At 72.0% G+C, this 18,165-nt stretch carries 20 protein-coding genes; 12 read left to right on the plus strand and 8 right to left on the minus strand.

All coding sequences use genetic code 11. The features are described 5' to 3' along the window. Positions 1-89 precede the first annotated feature (89 nt). Complete coding sequence (locus tag ACTMTU_RS06545; protein WP_441262491.1) at positions 90-1,724, minus strand: FAD-dependent monooxygenase; 1,635 nt, start codon at positions 1,722-1,724, stop codon at positions 90-92. Between the two features lie 246 nt (positions 1,725-1,970). On the opposite strand from ACTMTU_RS06545, the gene ACTMTU_RS06550 reads away from it, so the two are divergent. Continuing rightward, on the plus strand, positions 1,971-2,240 hold the full coding sequence (locus tag ACTMTU_RS06550) for a hypothetical protein (protein ID WP_441262492.1): 270 nt from the start codon (positions 1,971-1,973) through the stop codon (positions 2,238-2,240). Positions 2,241-2,291: 51 nt separating this feature from the next. Here ACTMTU_RS06550 and ACTMTU_RS06555 read toward each other — a convergent pair whose 3' ends face one another. Then, the gene (locus tag ACTMTU_RS06555; RefSeq protein WP_441262493.1) at positions 2,292-3,113 is read right to left on the minus strand and encodes a helix-turn-helix transcriptional regulator; all 822 of its coding nucleotides are present in this window, start codon (positions 3,111-3,113) and stop codon (positions 2,292-2,294) included. A gap of 192 nt (positions 3,114-3,305) precedes the next feature. Between ACTMTU_RS06555 and ACTMTU_RS06560 the strand changes: the two genes are divergently transcribed. From ACTMTU_RS06560 to ACTMTU_RS06580, 5 genes are all read left to right on the plus strand, one after another. Next, positions 3,306-3,722, plus strand: coding sequence for an SRPBCC family protein (locus ACTMTU_RS06560; RefSeq protein WP_441262494.1), 417 nt, complete (start codon positions 3,306-3,308; stop codon positions 3,720-3,722). A gap of 98 nt (positions 3,723-3,820) precedes the next feature. Beyond that, positions 3,821-4,525 (plus strand): response regulator transcription factor, encoded by a 705-nt coding sequence (locus ACTMTU_RS06565; protein ID WP_441262608.1) that lies wholly within the window; start codon positions 3,821-3,823, stop codon positions 4,523-4,525. Positions 4,526-4,553: 28 nt separating this feature from the next. Then, positions 4,554-6,536 (plus strand): sensor histidine kinase, encoded by a 1,983-nt coding sequence (locus tag ACTMTU_RS06570; protein WP_441262495.1) that lies wholly within the window; start codon positions 4,554-4,556, stop codon positions 6,534-6,536. 96 nt (positions 6,537-6,632) lie between these two features. Beyond that, positions 6,633-6,974 carry a hypothetical protein gene (locus tag ACTMTU_RS06575; protein WP_441262496.1) on the plus strand — a complete coding sequence of 114 codons (342 nt, stop codon included), beginning with the start codon at positions 6,633-6,635 and terminating at the stop codon, positions 6,972-6,974. A gap of 80 nt (positions 6,975-7,054) precedes the next feature. Next, positions 7,055-7,693: a class F sortase gene (locus ACTMTU_RS06580; RefSeq protein ID WP_441262497.1), complete on the plus strand. Its 639-nt coding sequence runs from the start codon at positions 7,055-7,057 to the stop codon at positions 7,691-7,693. A 46-nt stretch (positions 7,694-7,739) separates the two neighbouring features. On the opposite strand, the gene ACTMTU_RS06585 is transcribed toward ACTMTU_RS06580, so the two are convergent. Both ACTMTU_RS06585 and ACTMTU_RS06590 read right to left on the minus strand, forming a co-directional pair. Further along, positions 7,740-8,615 carry a PaaX family transcriptional regulator C-terminal domain-containing protein gene (locus ACTMTU_RS06585; protein ID WP_441262498.1) on the minus strand — a complete coding sequence of 292 codons (876 nt, stop codon included), beginning with the start codon at positions 8,613-8,615 and terminating at the stop codon, positions 7,740-7,742. Next, the gene (locus ACTMTU_RS06590; RefSeq protein WP_441262499.1) at positions 8,612-9,256 is read right to left on the minus strand and encodes a GNAT family N-acetyltransferase; all 645 of its coding nucleotides are present in this window, start codon (positions 9,254-9,256) and stop codon (positions 8,612-8,614) included. The genes ACTMTU_RS06585 and ACTMTU_RS06590 overlap by 4 nt, the downstream gene beginning before the upstream one ends. Positions 9,257-9,363: 107 nt before the next feature. Here ACTMTU_RS06590 and ACTMTU_RS06595 point away from each other — a divergent pair, with 107 nt between their 5' ends. Beyond that, positions 9,364-10,428, plus strand: coding sequence for an alpha/beta hydrolase family protein (locus ACTMTU_RS06595; RefSeq protein ID WP_441262500.1), 1,065 nt, complete (start codon positions 9,364-9,366; stop codon positions 10,426-10,428). A gap of 286 nt (positions 10,429-10,714) precedes the next feature. Here ACTMTU_RS06595 and ACTMTU_RS06600 read toward each other — a convergent pair whose 3' ends face one another. Further along, the gene (locus tag ACTMTU_RS06600; RefSeq protein ID WP_441262501.1) at positions 10,715-11,455 is read right to left on the minus strand and encodes an NAD(P)-dependent oxidoreductase; all 741 of its coding nucleotides are present in this window, start codon (positions 11,453-11,455) and stop codon (positions 10,715-10,717) included. A gap of 98 nt (positions 11,456-11,553) precedes the next feature. Here ACTMTU_RS06600 and ACTMTU_RS06605 point away from each other — a divergent pair, with 98 nt between their 5' ends. Both ACTMTU_RS06605 and ACTMTU_RS06610 read left to right on the plus strand, forming a co-directional pair. Continuing rightward, on the plus strand, positions 11,554-12,234 hold the full coding sequence (locus ACTMTU_RS06605) for a TetR/AcrR family transcriptional regulator (protein ID WP_441262502.1): 681 nt from the start codon (positions 11,554-11,556) through the stop codon (positions 12,232-12,234). 117 nt (positions 12,235-12,351) lie between these two features. After that, positions 12,352-12,921: a DinB family protein gene (locus ACTMTU_RS06610; protein ID WP_441262503.1), complete on the plus strand. Its 570-nt coding sequence runs from the start codon at positions 12,352-12,354 to the stop codon at positions 12,919-12,921. Positions 12,922-13,064: 143 nt separating this feature from the next. On the opposite strand, the gene ACTMTU_RS06615 is transcribed toward ACTMTU_RS06610, so the two are convergent. Further along, the gene (locus ACTMTU_RS06615; RefSeq protein ID WP_441262504.1) at positions 13,065-13,619 is read right to left on the minus strand and encodes a pyridoxamine 5'-phosphate oxidase family protein; all 555 of its coding nucleotides are present in this window, start codon (positions 13,617-13,619) and stop codon (positions 13,065-13,067) included. A gap of 223 nt (positions 13,620-13,842) precedes the next feature. Between ACTMTU_RS06615 and ACTMTU_RS06620 the strand changes: the two genes are divergently transcribed. Beyond that, positions 13,843-15,063, plus strand: coding sequence for an MFS transporter (locus ACTMTU_RS06620; RefSeq protein WP_441262505.1), 1,221 nt, complete (start codon positions 13,843-13,845; stop codon positions 15,061-15,063). 49 nt (positions 15,064-15,112) lie between these two features. After that, positions 15,113-15,475 carry a DUF952 domain-containing protein gene (locus ACTMTU_RS06625; RefSeq protein WP_441262506.1) on the plus strand — a complete coding sequence of 121 codons (363 nt, stop codon included), beginning with the start codon at positions 15,113-15,115 and terminating at the stop codon, positions 15,473-15,475. A gap of 88 nt (positions 15,476-15,563) precedes the next feature. Here the strand turns inward: ACTMTU_RS06625 and ACTMTU_RS06630 are convergent, their stop codons facing one another. Beyond that, positions 15,564-15,950, minus strand: coding sequence for a VOC family protein (locus ACTMTU_RS06630; protein ID WP_441262507.1), 387 nt, complete (start codon positions 15,948-15,950; stop codon positions 15,564-15,566). Positions 15,951-16,138: 188 nt separating this feature from the next. Next, positions 16,139-16,753 carry a dihydrofolate reductase family protein gene (locus ACTMTU_RS06635; RefSeq protein WP_441262508.1) on the minus strand — a complete coding sequence of 205 codons (615 nt, stop codon included), beginning with the start codon at positions 16,751-16,753 and terminating at the stop codon, positions 16,139-16,141. Positions 16,754-17,063: 310 nt separating this feature from the next. On the opposite strand from ACTMTU_RS06635, the gene ACTMTU_RS06640 reads away from it, so the two are divergent. After that, on the plus strand, positions 17,064-18,086 hold the full coding sequence (locus tag ACTMTU_RS06640) for a LacI family DNA-binding transcriptional regulator (RefSeq protein ID WP_441262509.1): 1,023 nt from the start codon (positions 17,064-17,066) through the stop codon (positions 18,084-18,086). Positions 18,087-18,165 lie beyond the last annotated feature (79 nt).

An 18,165-nucleotide genomic window follows, 5' to 3' on the forward strand; every position in this document is an offset into this window, starting at 1 on the left:
CTTCCTCGTTCCCGCTGCCGGGCACATCGACGTGCCCGGATCGCCACCCGCCGGCCGGCACGTCCGACGACCCCCGGCCGTCGCCCGGGTCAGAGCCGCAGGACCGTGGCGAGGTGCGCCGACAGCTCGGGCAGGGACGGCGGAGTCCGCCGCAGCGACACATAGCCGTCCGGGCGGAGCAGCAGAGCGGTCGGGCCGCGCACGTCGTAGACGCGCCCGAACTCGCCGCGACTGTCCCGCCACCCCTGGGGAAACGTGCCGTCCGCACCGATGGGGGCCGCGACGTCGGGGTGAAGGACGAGAGTGGACCCCACCTGTCCGTGCGTCAGGCGGGCTGCCTCGTCCGCCAGGCCCGCACACGACTCCCAGTCGCTCCCGTCGTCCGTGTACAGCAGCAGCGTGTGCGCGTCGCGGCCGCGGAGCACGTCGAACAGCCGAACCGGGAACGTGGCGATCGGTCCCACCAGACCACCGCAGTCGGGTGCGCGGTCGCCCGCGTCGGGACCGGCGTGGCCGCTGCCGCGGGAGGCGACGACCGGGCTGTCCGGGTAACCCACGAGCAGTTGGGCCTCGCGCAGCATGAGCATCTGCGGCTCCTCGGGATCCACCTGGACGCCGCCCGCGGTCGCATGGCGCACGGTGCGCCCCACCACCTCCTCGCCCACCGGGCGCCGCTCGGCGTCGTAACTGTCGAGCAGGCGCGGGTGCGCGGTCCCGGCAACGGCGAGCGCGAGCTTCCACGCCAGGTTGTAGGCGTCCTGGATACCCGTGTTCATGCCCTGGGCGCCGGTCGGCGGATGGATGTGTGCGGCGTCGCCCGCGACGAAGACCCTGCCCCGCGAGTAGCGGTCCACCAGCCGGTGGCTGATGCGGAACACCGACGACCAGCGCAGCGCCGACGCCGTGGTGGGCTCCGGAGCCAGCCGGTCGAGGACGGCCTGCACATGCTCCAGCCCCGGCGCTCTGCCGCCCTGAAGTCCGTGCGCCGCGCTGTCGGCGTCCCGCTGCTGCCCGACGGACAGCTCCGGCGGCACCAGCATCGACATCCGGTAACGGCGGTGTCCGGGCAGCGGGATGCACACCAGCAGGTCGTCGGCGGCGCCGTCGCCGACATGCGTGGCCCGAACGCTGTAGCCCGGCGGCAGGCCCCAGTCCACCTCGACGTCCGCGAGCATGTACTCCTCCGGGAAGGCGCCTCCCTCGAAGGTGAGGCCCAGCGACTTGCGGACGACGCTGTGTGCGCCGTCGCAACCCACGAGGTATCGGGACCTGATCTCCTCCGTGCGTCCGGACGGTGTGGTGACCGTGCTCCACACCCCGTCCTCGTCCTGGGCGAACGACACCAGCTCCGTCTCCCGTTCGACCCGGGTGCCCAGGCGGGCGAGGTGCTCCTCGATGATCCGCTCGGTCTCGTACTGCGGCAGAGCGGCGAAGCCGTACGGGACGTCCGGCGGCAGTTTGAGCTCGATCCGCATGCGTTCCACGCCGTTCACGTACGCCAGCTGGCCGCGCATGGGAGCGGCGGCGGCCAGGGCGTCGCGCGCGATCCCCATCCGGTCCCAGATCTCCAGCGTCCTGGGCTGGATGCCCACGGCCTTCGCGTAGGGCAGCCGGGCCGGCAGCCGGTCGATGACACGGCAGGTGACACCGCGTCCGCGCAGTTCGGCCGCCGCCGTGAGTCCGACGGGGCCCGCGCCCACCACCAGCACATCGGTCCGCTCCATCCGGCATCTCCTGTCGGGAGCCCCGGCGCGCGGGGCGATCGGCCCCGTTTCTCATCGTCGCCCCGTGAACGCGGCTGCGTCGACTCGGGGGACATGGCCTGCGGCATCGCACGGCGTGGCCCCCACCGAAGGTGCGCGCGTCGCGCGCCGACGCCCGCGGGCTGCCGTGCCGGGCGCGTCGGCTGCGGGCGGAGGCCCGCCCGCCGGACCACCGCATTGTCAGTGGTGGCTGCGACGCTGGGCAGCATGGACGAGCAGATCATGCGCGGACGCGTCTACGGAGCCGATCACGACGATCCCGACCCCGGCCCGCAGCCAGGACACGATTACGTCGAGCTGGTGGGCGGACCGCTCGACGGGCTGCTGCTGGACGTCACCGGGTGGACGCCCCGGCAACTGCACGAAGGAGCCGTGCTGGCAACCGAGCTCGGCCGTTACGGAGCCGGCGGCCGCTCACTGTACGGACCGAGGAACGGCACCCCCAGGCTCTTCGACTGGGAGGAGGACACGCCCTGAGCCCCAGGACCGCACCTTTCCCGGCCCTGCTCTGTGGGCCCGCGCCGATCGTCACGGTGCCCGAGGTGCGAGGAGGCGCCGCAGCGCCGTCGGCGTACGGCCCAGGTACTGGCGCACGGTCCTGCACAGGTGTGCCTGGTCGGCGAAGCCAAGATCGGCGGCGAGGGCGCCAAGGTTGCTCTCTCCCGCCTCCAAGCGGTCCAGGGCCCGGCCGACGCGGACGCGATTGCGATAGCGGGTCACCGACACCCCCAGTTCTCGGGTGAAGGACCGACTCAAGCGGTACGGCGAGACCCCGAGCAGTTCTGCGAGCGGAAGCAGTGCTTCGGAGGCCGGGTGGCCATCGCTGATCGCCTGGCGGGCCGCCGCGACGATAGCCGCTTCCGTCCCGGGCGCTTGCGACGCGCCAAGCCGTAGGGGTCCGGAGACGACCTGGCCGATGGCGGTGGCGAGCAGGCCGAGCACCTCTTCCGTCAGCGCGTATCCGATGTCGCCCGTCCGTGCGGCCGCCAGGAGCCGGCGATGGGCGAGGTCGAGGCGCGCGTCGACGTACACGCTCTGCGTGGCCGGGCGGGCGGCATCGCCGGCCATCTCTCGCCAGAGCGCCGGCGTCAGGCCGATCGATGTGCAGTCGTCGCCTCCGGCGGGGTGTGAGAAGCGCTCTTCCTCGCCCGGCACGCCCATGTAGGCCACCGTCGGGTCGAGGTCGGCGAGGGCGCCGTCGGCACGTCTGCGGAACCGGCCACGGCGCACGAGCACCACCCGGTAGTCGTCGCGTACCTCCGCCTCGGACCAGCGCGAATGGTCCTCCCGGCACGCCACAGCGGTGACGCTGAAGTCGGGCCGGACAGCGAGAGCGGTGGCTGACAGCACCCTTCAACGCTACGCCGGGGGTCCGACAGTCACCCGCGCAAGGATGTTCAAGACCGGAGCGTCTGAGGCGAGCAAGCTGGTCGACGTGACGCACCGGCGATGCCCCGCCGAGTTGTCACCGCCCTGGAGACCGCCGCCACGGGGCTGCTGGTGCTCACCGATCCCGCCCGACCCACGCAGAGGAGAGACGTCATGGCTCACGTTCACAAGGAATTCCTGGTCGACAGCACCCCCGACGACGTCTGGGCGGCGGTCCGCGACGTCGGCGAGGTGCACCGGCGCCTGGCACGCGGCTTCGTCACGGACACGCGCCTGGAGGCGGACACCAGAGTCGTGACCTTCGCCAACGGCGTCGTGGTGCGCGAACTCCTCGTCGACATCGACGACGAAGCGCGCCGGGTCGCCTATGCGGTGGTCGGCGGGGCACTGACCCCGAAGCACCATCACGCGTCCATGCAGGTCTTCGCCGACGGTAGGGAACGCAGTCGGTTCGTCTGGATCACCGACGTGACGCCGGACGACCTCGCCGACCCCATCACCGAGATGGTCGACCAGGGAGCACGCGTGATCAAGCAGACGCTGGAGACGGCGCCCACGCAGGACGACTGACCGAGCGGCCTGGAACTGCGGCCGTGGCTCCGGCGGGGCGGCCCCGTGACGGGCGGGCCGCGCACCCGCATAGGATCGAGCGCGTGTGCGCACACGTCATGGTCGCGGAAGACGACGAGAAACAGGCCGAGTTGGTCCGCCGTTACCTGGAACGGGAGGGCCACACGGTCACGGTCGTACGCGACGGCCGCTCCGCCATCGAATCGGTCCGCCACCGCGCACCCGACCTGCTCGTCCTCGATGTGATGATGCCGCGGGCCGACGGCCTGGACGTCCTGCGTGTGCTGCGCGCCGAGGCCCGAGAGCTGCCGGTGCTCATGCTGACCGCCCGCTCCACCGAGGACGATCTCCTGCTCGGCCTGGACCTGGGCGCCGACGACTACATGACCAAGCCGTACAGCCCGCGTGAGCTGATGGCCAGGGTCCGCACCCTGCTGCGCCGTCCGCGGCTCGCCGCCGCGGGCGACGCGGCAGCCCTCTCCGCCCTGTCGGTGGGCACCCTCGTCGTGGACCCGGACCGGCACGAGGTGAGCGTCGACGGCACCCCGGTCGACTGCACACCCGGCGAGTTCCGCATCCTCCACGCGATGGCGACCGAACCCGACCGGGTGTTCACCCGCCAGCGGCTGCTGGCGCAACTGCACGGCTTCGACCGCTACATCAGCGCCCGCACCGTCGACATGCACATCAGCAACCTGCGCAAGAAGATCGAGGCCGCACCGCACCGGCCCGCCCGGCTGCTCACGGTCTTCGGCGTCGGCTACAAACTGACCGACCCGAGCGCCTCCCGTGTCCCGTCCTAGGCCCCGCCTGTCCCGCCCCGGGCCTGCCGTGTCCCGCGGCCCTGTGCGGGGCGGGCGGCTGCCGCGCCGCAGAAGCCTGCTCGGCCGGCTGCTCGCCGTCTCCGCCCTCGTCGCCGTCTGCTCGGTCGGAGCGACCGCGTGGATCGCCGTACAGACCACCTCCGGCGCCATCAAGCAGGAGCAGGGCCAGAACCTCGCCGACGACGCCCGGATCTACCACACCCTCCTCGGCTACGCGGCGACCCACCCCCGGTGGGACGGAGTCGAGGCGACCGTACGCGACCTGGCACGCCGGACCGGCAGGCGCGTGGCCCTGACCACCGAGGAACGGGAGCCGATCACCGACTCCGCCACAGGGGCCTCGCCGCCGCGGCTGCCGCCCCGCGCCTCCGCGATCGTGGACCCGCTCTCCTCGGACACCGCCCTGGCTCCCGTGTCCGGCGACGGTTCCGAGGCCGGCGCCGACCGCATCGACCCGCGCGCCGTCGGCCCCTTCCGGCTGCCGGAACACGAACGCGTCGTGCTGCGGAAGATCGCGGAACGGACGGCCGACTGCCTGCGCGGGTACGGCATCGGCTCGGACGTCGTCGCCGGCCCCAGCGGGCGTCCGCGCATCGAGGTCCTGGGCGACGACTTCGAACGCGTCCAGTCCACCACCGCCTGCGTCGCCCGGGAACTGGACGAACCCACCGCGACCGAGGCCAAGGCACTGGCCGCGCTCAACAAGCTCACCGACGCGTGCCTGAGCCGCCAGGGCCGGGAACCCGTCAAGCTGACCCTGGGCCTGTCTTGGCGCAGCCCGAGGGCCGCGGCGCTACCGGGTGCGGACAGGTCCGCCCGTGTCACCGAGGACGCCGTGCCCGCGCCCGCCCCGACCGTGGCCCCCGCCCCGGCGGAGGTCCCGGCGCCCGCGGGGCCCGCCGGCGACGCCGACGACCGCGCTGTGGCGTCCTGCGTCACCACCGCACGCAGCGAACAGCTCAGCGCGTATGTCGCCTCGCCCGCCCTGCTGTTCATCGGGGACCCCGACTCCACCACCGTCCCCGGTTTCGACCTGTCACCCGCGAACACCGCCCGGATCGCCGGCGCCGCGGCGCTCGTCCTGGCCCTCACCGTCGGGGCGTCCGTGCTGGCCGCCGCCCGGGTCGTACGCCCGCTCCTCGCGCTCACCGGCGCGGCGCAGCGCATGAAGGACGGCGGATACTCCGACGCGGCCCCCGTCCCGGTACCGGCCGGCGCCGTCAACGAGGTCGGGCGGCTGGCCGCCGCCTTCAACGACATGTCGGCGCACCGCGCGCGCATGGAAGGACAGCGCAAGGCGCTGGTCAGCGATGTCGCCCATGAACTGCGCACCCCGCTCAGCAACATCCGCGGCTGGCTGGAGGGAGCACAGGACGGCGTCGCCGACGTCGACGGCGCCTTCGTGTCGTCCCTGCTGGAAGAAGCGGTGCAGCTCCAGCACATCATCGACGACCTCCAGGACCTGGCGGAAGCGGACGCCGGCGCGCTGCGCCTGCACCCCGAGCCGGTGCGGATCCACGACCTGCTCGGCCAGGTCGCGGCAGCACACCAGGGCCTGGCCGAGACGGCGGGCGTCACGCTCACGGTGGTCCCGGCTCCGGCCGGACTGCCGGGGGAGTTGACCGCGGACCCGGTCAGGCTGCGCCAGGCGGTCGGCAATCTCCTCTCCAACGCCGTACGCCACACCCCGCCCGGCGGCAGCGTCACCCTGCGCGCCCACGAGGACGCGGGAACGGTGGTGATCGATGTGAGCGACACGGGCGAAGGACTGTCACCCGAGGACCTTCCTCACGTCTTCGACCGGTTCTGGCGCGCGGAGAAGTCGCGCAGCCGACGGACCGGCGGCAGCGGACTCGGGCTCGCGATCGTACGGAAACTCACCGAGGCGCACGGCGGCACGGTGGATGCGGTGAGTGCCGAGGGGAAGGGTTCCGTCTTCACCCTGCGGATCCCGGCCGGCGGGCCGGCGGACAGCGGCCGTGAAGCCTGATGCGATGACGACAGCGTTCTGACAGGTTCCTCACAACTCCACGCCAGCATGGCGGGTGCCATCAAGGCACAACCAGTTGGAACGGAGCCACCCCACATGTCCCACCGTCTGTCCCTGCGAGCCCTCGCTGTCGCCACGGTCGCGGCCGGCGCGCTCGCCGTGCCGTCGACCGCCGCCTTCGCCGACACCAGCCCCGCCCCCGCCCCGACGGTCGAGCCCCGCGAGGCTGCCCGGAAGACCCCCGCCCCCGCCGAGCCGAGCGTGACGAAGGACAAGGAGGCGAAGGTGACACCGCGCGGCGGCGTCGACGCCGGTGAGCAGCCGGCCGGGACGGCCACCGGCGGCAGCAACGCCGTGGCCCTGGCCGGAACGGCCGCCGGTCTCGCCCTGGTCGCGGGCACCGTCACCCTCGTGGTCCGTCGCCGCAGCAACAGCTGACACCGCACGCCCGACACAGCGGCGCCGCCTTCGGGCGGCGCCGCACCCGTGCCGAACACGCCTGGAGACCCGGAGAATTCATGCCGCACACGCACCAACGGATGTGGTGGGCCCGCCCCTTGGCCGTGGTCGCCGTCATCGGCAGCCTCGGCCTGGCGGGCTGCTCGGCCGACCCCACCGACCCCACCGATCCCGCCGGCACGACGGAGACGGCCCCGGACACCCGCGCCACCCCACCACCTGCCGGCTCAACACCCCCGCCCGCTTCGGCTGCTTCCGGCGCACCCGCGCGCGTGAGCATCGCCTCGATCGGCGTGGACAGCGCGTTGATGCGCCTCGGCCTCAACGAAGACGGCACCGTCCAGGTCCCACCCGCCGAACAGGGCATGACCGCAGGCTGGTACACCGGAGCAGCCGTCCCCGGCGAGCCCGGACCCGCCGTGATCATCGGCCACAACGACACCCGCTACGGCAAGGCCGTCTTCCACGACCTCGCCAAGGTCACCAAGGGCGCGGACATAGCCGTACGCGACGCCTCCGGCGAAACCATCCACTTCACCGTCACCGCCAAGGAAACCGTCCGCAAGAACGCCTTCCCCACCGACAAGGTCTACGGCGCGACCGACGACCGTGCCCTGCGCCTGATCACCTGCTCGGGACGGTTCGACAGCCAAGGCCACCCGGTGGACAACCTCATCGTCTACGCCGTACTGCGCTGAACAGTGCTGGCCGCCGCTCGGGTCCGGCAGGCCTGTGCCGCTGTCGTCAGCCCGCGGCCCGGTCAGCCGCCCCTCGGGTGATGTCGGCGTAGAGGCGGAAGAGGGCCGGGCGGGCTTCGCCGCCTTCTTGTTCGCGCAGGGCCGCCCAGCACCGGGCGACGATCTTCCGGGCCTCGGCACCGGGCCACGGCCGGGGCAGGAGTTCGGGCGGCAGCAGCGGGTCGGGCTCCATGGCGCGGGTGAGTTCGGCGGCCAGTTCCACCGCGACGGTGAGGAGTTCGGGCGGGGGAAGACCGGCAGGGTCGGTCAGCCGGTCGAGTCGGGGCCGGGCCAGGCGGCCGAGGCGGTGGTAGCGGTCGGCGATCTCCGGCAACGGCCAGAGCGTGCGGGCGAGTTCGGCAGGATCCCGGGTTTCGCCCCTGCGCAGGTCCGTCGAGGTGAGGAGGGTGAGCCCGCCATGGGCGCCCAGGCGGTGGGCCGCTTCTTCGACGTACGGTTCCCAGGCGTTGGCGCACACGTACAGCCCGCCCTGGAGCGGGGCGCCGCCGAGGTGGACGAGCGTCTCGCGCAGCAGGTCCCGGGACGTGCGCTCCGATTCGGGCACCGCGAAGGCGGCCAGGTGCCAGACACCGTCCCACGGCGCGAGCCCGGCGTCCTGGTCGAACGCGTGCCGGAGGAAGTCCGCGTTGGGGGCGAGGGCATGCACGAGGGCCGGGGTCGCGTGCAGCTGCGCCTTGCGGCCCCGGCCCTCGTGGGTGAACCGGCCCTCGGCCACGAGGCGTTTGACGCACAGCCGCACCTGCTGGTCGCTCATGCCCAGGGTGTTGGCGACGGTGTACAGCTCGTCCGCGTCGACGGTGCCGTCCTCGCGGATCAGTGCGTGGACGAGCATGCGGGTGGGGATCGCGATGCGGTCGGTCATGGTGTGCGCAGTCCTTTTGGCCCGTTCGCCTCGACAGGGCGGCGCATGCTGGTCACCGCGCCGAACCCCAGCAGCCCGCGCAGGTACGGCGTCTGCTCGGTCCGTACGGCCGTGAAGCCGCGCCGCTCGTACAGGGCCCTGGCGCGCGGGTTGGTGTCGATCACGTCCAGTCTGATCTCCCGGCAGTCGTGCTCCGCCGCTACGGCGGCCACTTCCTCGAGGAGCAGACTCCCGACGCCGCGGCCGCGTATGCCCGGGTCCACCGCGATGCCGTCCATGACGAGCTGCCCGGCGGCCGGGTGGCGTTCGAAAAGGGCCAGCAGCAGGAGCCGGTGCAGTCCCCGCAGGTGACCGTAGGCATGGAGCACGGCGGAGGCGGAGCCCCCGGTGAGGGCCCGGCCGCCGAGCTGGTAGCCGGCGAGGCCGACGAGCTGCCCGTCGAGGAGCGCGCACACCGCCCGATCGGCGTTCATGTGGGCGGCGATGAAGGGCACCGCCTTGTCCGGCGGGTTCAGGGCGGGGCCGAGTTTGCGGCCGAAGGCGTCCCAGTACAGCTCGGCCGCCCGCCGCTCGGCTCCGGCCGGAACGCCCCGCCGGACCGTCACCGGCCCCGTAGCGGCACCCGTCTCGTTCTGACCCATGCCGTGCTCCCCTCGCTCAGCCGTCTCGAGCTCAAAACTATCATTTGTGCGACGATCGTTCTTGCTCTGATAGTTTCATGCAACCCGAGCAGAGGTGGTCAGATCTCATGAGTCAGAAGACCCGGCCCCGACGGCGCCGTCTCCGCATCGCCGCGTGGTCACTCGTCATGGTCCTGGTCGGGGCCACCGGTCTCGCGGGCGTGGTCCTGTGGCAGAACTCCTTCGAGATGGACGAGCAGCGGGTCTCGATCCGCCACGGCGGCCACATGCTCAACGGCGTACTGGCCACCCCCAGGGACGGCCGCGAACGCCACGGCCTGGTCGTGTACATCCACGGCGACGGCCCCATCGACGCCACCCACGAAGACGGTTACAAGCCCATGTGGGAAGCGAACGCCAAGGCCGGCTACGCCTCCCTGTCCTGGGACAAACCCGGCGTCGCGGGCGCACCCGGTGACTGGCTCGAGCAGTCCATGGGCGACCGGGCCGACGAGGCGGCCGCCGCCATGGCCTGGGCGCGCACCCGACCTGACATCGACGGCGACCGGATCGGGCTCTGGGGCGCCAGTCAGGCGGGCTGGGTCCTGCCGAAGGTCGCCGCCAGAACGCCCGTCAGCTTCGTCATCGCCGTCTCACCCGCGATCAACTGGCTCCGGCAAGGCCGCTACAACCTCCTCGCCGAGCTGCGCGCCGACGGCGCGTCGGCCGCCCGCACCCGCGCCGCGATCGCCGAGAGCGACACCACCCGCCGACTGCTGGCACGCCACGCCACCTTCGAGGAGTACGTCGGGGCGCGGGGCGGCGACGCGGACGGCATGACCGCCGGTCGCTGGGGCTTCATATCCAGGAACCACACAGTGGACGCGACGCAGGACCTCCGAGCTCTGCGCCGCGTCCCGGTGCTGCTGGTCCTCGCAGGCCATGACCTCAACGTGGACACCGCCGACACGGAGCGCGTCTACCGCAAGGTGCTGGACGCAGGCGGTGCCTTGACGGTCACCCGTCACCCGGACGCGACCCACTCGCTGCTCAAGCAGTCCGTCGAACAGTCGGATCTCAAGCTCACACTCACCGCGCTCTTCGCCCCCTGCTCGCTCTTCGCGGACGGATTCCTGGACGGCCAACGGCAGTTCCTCAACGGTCTCGGCTGCGGCGGTGACGCCACCCCATGACCCTCCCTGGGGCACACGCCCGTGGTGCCCGCCCGCGTCGCACGGCGGTGGATCCAGCGGTGCCGCCCGACAGTCGCCCGTGGCGCGATGCGGGTTCACCCTTCAGGGTTTCGCCGTCTGCCCCCGGTGACCTGAGCCCGGGACTCATCGCCGCCAGGCGGCGACGCGGCGACGACCCCGGCCCGCAGGAGCGGGCCGGGGTCGTCGTCACGGAGGGGCGAGATCGGCGCGCTCGAGGACCCGAGCGCAGCGGTGGGCACCGCCCCACAGCCTCACCGGATGCGGATCACGCCGCGCCCTGCGTACGGGCGTGGGCGAGGGCCGACGGGGTCAGTCGGCCGACGATGGCGGCGGCCTCCCGGACGAGGGCGTCGTCCTCCACCGCGGCGACCATGAAGAGGGCGAAGTCCACGCGACGGGTCAGGTTGCTCGCGAGGACGGGGTCACCGACGTGCCGGCTCCACACCGGCAGGCCCTCGCTCTCGCCCTCCTCCAGGTCGCTGCCGCGGACGACCGTCCAAGCGGTGTCGCTGGCGAAGATCGTCCGGCAGGCCTCCACCTGGTCGTCCAGGTCGGCCACACGGGCCAGCCTGGCCAATCGCCCGAAAACGGCCACGAACGCCCTGAGCCTGCGCGTGTAGACGTCCTTTCCGTCGCGGGTGATGTGCCAGCCGCAGGAGAACACCAGGCGCGCCCCCGCGGGCGCCACGTCGAGCACGGCCCGGGCCGTGCCGGAGGAGTAGTGGTTCATCCCCCATGGAGCCAGCACCGTGAGCACGGCTTGGCACCCCTCCACCGCCCGTGCGACGGCCGCACGGTCGTCGGTCGCCCCGGGGACCACCGTCATCCGCCCCTCGAACTCGGCGAGCTTGCCGACACTCTGCTCCCGGCATACGCCCACCACTTCGTAGCCCCGGTCCAGCGCGTGCCGCACCATGTACCGCCCGAGCTTCCCGGACGCGCCCACGACGCACATCTTCTTGCGCGGGCCCGGTCTTCGGGACTCCTCCGAGCTGATCGGCTCCATGACCTTCGCCCTCCCCGTCCTCGCCCCACCCTTACGTCGTAAGGGTGTGCCTTACGAAGTAAGGTTGTCAACCTGCAAGCCCACCCGAGGAGGAATCCGTGGCCACCGAGCCCGCCCGCACGCCGGCACGGCGCCGCCGACCCCTCAGCAAGGACACGGTCCTGCGAACGGCGCTCGCACTCGCGGACGAGGCCGGCACGGCCGCGCTCACCATGCGCAAGATCGCCGACCGGCTCGGCGTCGAAGCCATGTCGCTCTACCACCACGTCCGCAACAAGGAAGCGATCCTCGACGGCATGGTCGACATCCTCTTCGGCGAGATCGAACTCCCGCCCATGGACCTCCCATGGCGGCCCGCGATACGACGCCGCGCCGTATCGACACGCGACGCGCTGATGCGCCACCCGTGGGCGATCGGCCTCATGGACTCCCGCAGCAACCCCGGCCCCGCGACACTGCGCCACCACGACGCGGTCATCGGCTGCCTACGAGCGGGCGGCTTCACCATCGCCGGCGCCGCGCACGCGTTCTCCGTACTCGACAGCTACATCTACGGATTCACCCTGCAGGAGCTGAGCCTCCCGTTCGAATCGTCCACCGGCATCGACGATCTGGCCGACTCGATCCTGCAGCAGATGCCCGGCGACGAGTTCCCTCACCTCACCGAGATGATCACCCACCACGCCATGAAACCCGGCTACACGTACGCCGCGGAGTTCGACATCGGACTCGACCTGGTCCTCGACGGCCTGCAACAGAGGCGCGAGGCCTGGTCGTGATCCGTCCGCCGAACCCCACGACGCTTCAAGGCGCCGCGTGTTCACCGAGTCCTCCGCACTGACGCGATCCGTCGCAAGGAAGAATTGTGTAGCGCACGGGGGCGGTCGCAGATCACCATGCAGCGTATGAGTGATCAACCCGCACGATGGACCCAGGCAACCGTCTACCCCGACATGTGGGCAGACCCGGACGACGACCCCCGCAACAAGGAAAGTGTCAGTCCGGACGGCGAGCTCCCGACGCTGCTGGACTTTCTGACGGGCTACCGCATGACCCTGCGGATGAAGTGCGAGGGCCTCGACGCGGAGCAACTGGCCCGTCGGTCCGTTCCGCCGTCGTCGATGTCGCTGCTCGGCCTGATCCGGCACCTCGCCGAGGTGGAACGGGACTGGCGCAACTGGATCACCGACGGCGACCCCCTGCCGAAGCTGTACGGCCGCCGTGACGCGGACTTCGACGACGCCGCCGCCGACCAGGCCATGGTCGACGCCGCGTACACCGACCTGGAGCGTGAACAGGCGGCGACCGACGCCGCGTTGGCCGAGCACCCGGATCTGGGTGAGCGGGTGGGGAAGGACAAGACCTCGATCCGGGAGCTGATGGTGCACCGGATCGAGGAGTACGCCCGTCACTGCGGACACGCCGACCTGCTGCGCGAGTGCGTCGACGGAAGGGTGGGCCAGTGACGACGGCCGTACTCCACAACCACCCCGACATGCGAGTCACCACCGGCTGACTGCGTCACAAGTGACGGGCCCCTGCCCGCATCGTCGACGCGGGCAGGGGACGGGGCGCTGTGCGGTGCCCGAACCGGTGCGCACAGCGCCGCTCAGAACACCCATCGCGTATGGCTGTAGACCCCGTTGTCCCGACCGAAGCCGTACGCCGTGACCGGCGCCACCGCGAAGACCACCGCACCCCCCGTCCGGATCGTGTCCCCGAGACCGTGGAACGTGCCCTCGGGCGAGGTGATGTGCGGGCCGTACTTCGCCTCGTGCGCTGCGACCACCTCCTCCAGCACCGCCGGATCAGTGACCTGCTCCGCCTTGCCCTCGACCACGATGTCGAAGCCTTCGGTCAGCGCGTTCCTGCCGGTGGTCAGTGCGCAGTGCGCGTTGTCAGCGAGGTTCTTCGCCTTCTGCTCCTCCGGGCCGGTGGAGAAGTACAGCACCCCTTCGTGCCACGCCGCGATCACGGGCGTGACATGCAGCCGACCGTCGGGCCGCACCGTCGACACCCAGAAGATCTCGGCGGCCTCCAAGTGCCGTAGAGCCTCCGACCACTCGACGGCGGTGACACCCGCGGCACCCGGTCGGGGATTGAGTGCGGAACTGTAGCGGGCATCGAGCTCGGCCGTAGGCTGCTGGGCCGGTCCTGTGGGCATGGCGGATCTCCTTCTCGTCCCTCTCCTAACGACCGGCGGCCCACGCGGACATCATCACCGCACCCGTTCGTGTCCATCTGCCCGCCACACGAGGGACAACCGCAGGCCACGAGCGACCGCCTCCGGCCCCGCCACGGGCAGCTCCGGCACACACCCCCGACGCCGCACTCGCGACGCGGCAAGGTCCGGCCGCCCGCGCCGGGGCGCTCGTAAGGTGAGCCGCATGATCGTCCGCAAAGGTGAGGGCCACCGTCCCGGCTACGTCGCGGCAGCCCTGGTGTTCGCCATCGGCATGGCCGGCACGACCCTGCCCACGCCGCTGTACGGGCTCTACCAGCAGGAGATCGGCTTCTCCGACCTGATGGTGACCGTGGTCTTCGCCGTGTACGCCGTCGCCGTGATCGCTGTGCTGCTCGTCGGCGGAAACTATTCCGACGCAGTCGGGCGCCGGCCCGTCCTGCTCTGTGCCATGCTCCTGTCCGCCGCAAGCGCCGGATGCTTTCTGCTGGAAACCGGCCTCCCCCTGCTCTTCGCCGGGCGGCTGCTCTCCGGATTCGCGGCCGGACTGCTCAGCGGCGCGGCGACCGCCGCCGTCATGGAGCTCGCCCGACCCGGACAGCGGGCCCGGGCCGGGTTCGCGGCCACCGCGGCGAACATGGGCGGCCTCGGCTGCGGACCGCTGCTGTCCGGGATCCTCGCCCAGTACGCGCCCCGCCCGCTCGAGCTCGTCTTCTGGGTCCACATCGCCTTGGTCGCCGTCGCCGCCGTGATCATCCGCTTCCTCCCGGAGACCGTCGAGCGGCCGAAGCGCTTCCCCCCGCTGAAGCCCCAGGGAGTCTCCGTACCCCCCGAGGTGAGAGGAGTGTTCGCCCCCGCCTCCGTCGCGGCCTTCGCCGGCTTCTCCCTCCTCGGACTGTTCACCGCCCTCGCCCCCAGCTTCGTGGCCCGGACACTCGACGTGCACAACCTCGCCGTCACGGGAGCGGTCGTCTTCTCCGTCTTCCTCGCCTCCACCGCAGGGCAGTCACTGAGCGAACGCATCGGCACCCGGCGCGCGCTTCCCATCGGCTGCGCCGTCCTCATCGCCGGCCTGCTGCTCGTCGCCTCGTCGCTCGTCGCCGAATCCCTCGCCGTACTCGTGGCCGGGGCCTTGTGCGGAGGCGCGGGCCAGGGGCTGGCGTTCCGGGCGGCCCTGTCCCTCGTGGGCGGCGCGGCACCCGCCGAACACCGCGGCGGCACCATCTCGGCGTTCTTCGTCATCGCCTACACCGGCATCTCACTGCCGGTGGTGGGCGTGGGCGCCGCGGCCCAGTTGTGGGACCTGCGCACCGCGGGGCTCGTCTTCACCGGCTGCGTGATACTGCTCGCCGCGGGCGCGGGCGCCTACTCGGCACTGAGACCGCCGACCGAACTCACCCGGACCCGCGACGAAACCCGCCGGTGATCCGGTTCGACCGGCCGGGCGGCCGCGCCGAGTGCTGTACAACCCTGAGATGATCTACCACGTTGTCACGGAAAGGGACTGGTCGGCCGACCCGGACCAGCCCTACGCGCCCGCATCCCTCACCGATGACGGCTTCGTCCACTGCGCCCCCGACGAACAGACCACCCTCGCCGTCGTCAACGCCTTCTACCGCAGCACGCCGAGGCCGCTCCTGGTGCTCGTCCTGGACGAGAGCCGTCTCACCGCCAGGACGGAACGGGAAGCGGCCGTCCCGTCCCCGCCGCCCGGAGTTCCCGACGGAACCCTGTTCCCCCACGTGTTCGGTCATATCGACCGCGACGCCGTCGAACAGATCCTGGAAGTCACCTGGGACGAGCACGGCCGCGCCACAGGAACGAAGAAGATCACCTGACCCGTCGGGCCGGGCCCGGGCCACGCGTGCGTCGGTCACCGCGCGCGGTGGTCCTCGCGGCCCGGGCGCGGTCCGCCGCCGTGGGACTTCAGGGGCGGTAGCGCAGCGGGTGGTTCTCCGGCACCTCGACGACCGCGATGCGGACGCCGTCCGGGTCCGCGATCCACATCTCGATCAGCCCCCACGGCTCTATCACCGGAGCGCGCAGCACCTCCACGCCGGCTGTTCGTAGCTCCTCGAACGCCGCCTGCACGTCCTCGACCTGGAGCCACAGCTGGAGACCTGGCGCCGGCGGGTTCTCGGAGCGCCCCGAGACCTCCAGGAATCCGCCGCCCAGGAAATAGACCGTGCCACGTTCCGGTCCGGTCCCGAACTCGCGACTGACGGCGAGTCCCAGTGCTCCGCCGTAGAAGGCGCGGGTGCGGTCCGGATCCGTCGGGTGCAGCAGGACCCTGCTGCCGAGTACATGCACCATGCCTTGAACCTATGCCGTCTCCGGCCCGCCGGGCCGGAGATTCCGTTTCGCGCCTCGACCGCGCCACGGGGCGGGCAAGGGCGGACAGCGGCGAAGGCCGACTCCCGACGAGATCACGCGCCCGCAGAGGGCCCCGGTCCTCGCCGAGGACTCGGACTGCTCGATGTGAGCGTTCCGTTGCGCGATCGTCAGAGCACGTCGTAGGTCAGGTGCGTCGCCGTCGATGTCGAGGTCACGCCCCGCTGCACCAGCGTGCGCGGCGCTCCGCCGGTGAACAGGGGCGTCCCGGCACCCAGCACGACGGGCGCCAGGTGCAGGCTCAGTACGTCGACCAGCCCGGCGTCGAGCGCCGAGCCGATGGTGGCGCCGCCGCCCATGAGGACGACGTCGAGGTCCTTGCCGCCGGCCGACGACGCCGCCTCGGCACGCTCGCGCGCGGCGGTGACGGCGTCGGGCAGACCGGTGGTGACGAACGTCCAGTCGAGGCCGATCAGCCGCACCGATTCCGGCGGTGAGCTCGTCACGACGACGAACGCGGGTCTGCCGACCTCACGGGCGCCGTAGCCGGTCTCGTCGTCCCAGCCGTTCGGCCCGTCGACCACGTCGAAGAGCCGACGGCCGAGGACGACGGCGCCCGAGCGGGCGGTCGCCTCGCGCAGGACCCGGCGGTCGTCGGGGTCGTCGGAGAACGCCCAGGTGTGCAGCGCCTCGCCGCCGGTGCCCAGACCGTTGTCCGGGCCGGGATCGGGTCCGGTGACGAATCCGTCGAGGGAGACGGAGATGTCAGCGATGATTCGAGTCATGCCAGGGCAGACCCGATCCGCCGCCCGAACTCATCGCACACGCGCGCAGCGGCGTGCACCGGCCGCGAAACCGGTGGCGCCTCACGCGCGCAGCGGCGTGCACCGGACGCGAACCCTGGTAGCGCCCCGGGGTCCGCTTATCCGGATGCCGGGGGCGGTCCGCCCGCTCAATTCGTCCTACCGCTCCGTGGCCGGGGCGCTGCTTCCTTATCGTGGTCGTCGTGGCACGGTGCCGCACGGTGTGAAGCCGCGGGAGCGCCGGCCACACACCGTCACAGCGGTACTGCCGCATCGAGAGTCAAGGAGTGCCGTGGGCGTCAGCCTCAAGGACGTTGCCAGTCGGGCGGGCGTGTCCATCAAGACCGTCTCGAACGTCGTCAACAACTACCCGCACGTCACGCCCCAGATGCGGGCCAAGGTGCAGCAGGCCATCGACGAGCTCGGCTACCGGCCGAACCTCACCGCCCGTCACCTGCGCAAAGGGCGGACGGGCATCATCGCCCTCGCCGTGCCGGAGTTCGGCAACCCGTACTTCGCCGAGCTGGCCGGCGCGGTCGTCGACGCCGCCGCACGGCACGACTACACCGTCCTGGTGGACCACACAGCCGGACTGCGCGAGAAGGAACTCCTCGTCAGCCAGGGCTTCCGCGCCCACGTCATCGACGGGCTCATCCTCAGCCCCATCCACCTCGAGACGGAGGACCTCACCGCACGCACGGACAGCGCCCCGCTGGTGCTGCTCGGGGAGCGGGAGTACGAGGCGCCGTACGACCACATCGCCATCGACAACGTCGCCGCCGCCCGGGAGGCCGTCCGGCATCTCATCGGCCTCGGCCACCGCCGTATCGCCTTCCTCGGCTCCCGGACCGGCCGCGAGCGCCAGCCCGCCCACCTGCGGCTGCGCGGCTGGCGGGAGGAGCACGCCGCGGCGGGACTGAAGGCCGACGACGCCCTGGTGGTGGTCACCGACGGTTACAGGCGGGAGGACGGGGCGAGCGCCATGGCCGCCCTGCTCGACCGCGGCGAGCGGCCCGACGCGGTCTTCGCGTACAACGACCTCATCGCCGTCGGAGCGATGCGCACCCTCACCGAACGCGGACTGACCGTCCCCGGCGACGTCGCCGTGGTCGGGTTCGACGACATCGAGGAGGGCCGCTACGGGTCCACCACGCTGACGACGATCTCCCCGGACAAGGAGGCCATCGCCAGGCTGGCCGTCGACAGTCTCGTCGAACGCCTCGCCGGCGGCACGCCCCCCGAGCCCCGGCGGCAACGGCCCGGCTACCGCCTCGTCGTCAGGGAGTCGACCACCCGCCCGCCGCGGTCCGGCTGACCGCCCCGCGCCGACCCGAGCTGACCCGCCGCCGCGCACCCGCTGACCCGCCCACCACCCGTTTCCCGCCCGAAGGATC

Source organism: Streptomyces sp. OZ13, from assembly GCF_052068155.1.
Taxonomy (GTDB): Bacteria; Actinomycetota; Actinomycetes; order Streptomycetales; family Streptomycetaceae; genus Streptomyces.

Excerpts from the sequence above, each read along its gene's own strand:
- ACTMTU_RS06585 (WP_441262498.1), bottom strand. The coding sequence starts at position 8,615 with ATGACCGACCGCATCGCGATCCCCACCCGCATGCTCGTCCACGCACTG.
- ACTMTU_RS06620 (WP_441262505.1), top strand. The coding sequence starts at position 13,843 with ATGATCGTCCGCAAAGGTGAGGGCCACCGTCCCGGCTACGTCGCGGCA.
- ACTMTU_RS06575 (WP_441262496.1), top strand. The coding sequence starts at position 6,633 with ATGTCCCACCGTCTGTCCCTGCGAGCCCTCGCTGTCGCCACGGTCGCG.
- ACTMTU_RS06580 (WP_441262497.1), top strand. The coding sequence starts at position 7,055 with ATGCCGCACACGCACCAACGGATGTGGTGGGCCCGCCCCTTGGCCGTG.
- ACTMTU_RS06600 (WP_441262501.1), bottom strand. The coding sequence starts at position 11,455 with ATGGAGCCGATCAGCTCGGAGGAGTCCCGAAGACCGGGCCCGCGCAAG.
- ACTMTU_RS06565 (WP_441262608.1), top strand. The coding sequence starts at position 3,821 with ATGGTCGCGGAAGACGACGAGAAACAGGCCGAGTTGGTCCGCCGTTAC.
- ACTMTU_RS06560 (WP_441262494.1), top strand. The coding sequence starts at position 3,306 with ATGGCTCACGTTCACAAGGAATTCCTGGTCGACAGCACCCCCGACGAC.
- ACTMTU_RS06590 (WP_441262499.1), bottom strand. The coding sequence starts at position 9,256 with ATGGGTCAGAACGAGACGGGTGCCGCTACGGGGCCGGTGACGGTCCGG.
- ACTMTU_RS06615 (WP_441262504.1), bottom strand. The coding sequence starts at position 13,619 with ATGCCCACAGGACCGGCCCAGCAGCCTACGGCCGAGCTCGATGCCCGC.
- ACTMTU_RS06610 (WP_441262503.1), top strand. The coding sequence starts at position 12,352 with ATGCAGCGTATGAGTGATCAACCCGCACGATGGACCCAGGCAACCGTC.
- ACTMTU_RS06630 (WP_441262507.1), bottom strand. The coding sequence starts at position 15,950 with ATGGTGCATGTACTCGGCAGCAGGGTCCTGCTGCACCCGACGGATCCG.
- ACTMTU_RS06635 (WP_441262508.1), bottom strand. The coding sequence starts at position 16,753 with ATGACTCGAATCATCGCTGACATCTCCGTCTCCCTCGACGGATTCGTC.
- ACTMTU_RS06545 (WP_441262491.1), bottom strand. The coding sequence starts at position 1,724 with ATGGAGCGGACCGATGTGCTGGTGGTGGGCGCGGGCCCCGTCGGACTC.
- ACTMTU_RS06550 (WP_441262492.1), top strand. The coding sequence starts at position 1,971 with ATGGACGAGCAGATCATGCGCGGACGCGTCTACGGAGCCGATCACGAC.
- ACTMTU_RS06595 (WP_441262500.1), top strand. The coding sequence starts at position 9,364 with ATGAGTCAGAAGACCCGGCCCCGACGGCGCCGTCTCCGCATCGCCGCG.
- ACTMTU_RS06625 (WP_441262506.1), top strand. The coding sequence starts at position 15,113 with ATGATCTACCACGTTGTCACGGAAAGGGACTGGTCGGCCGACCCGGAC.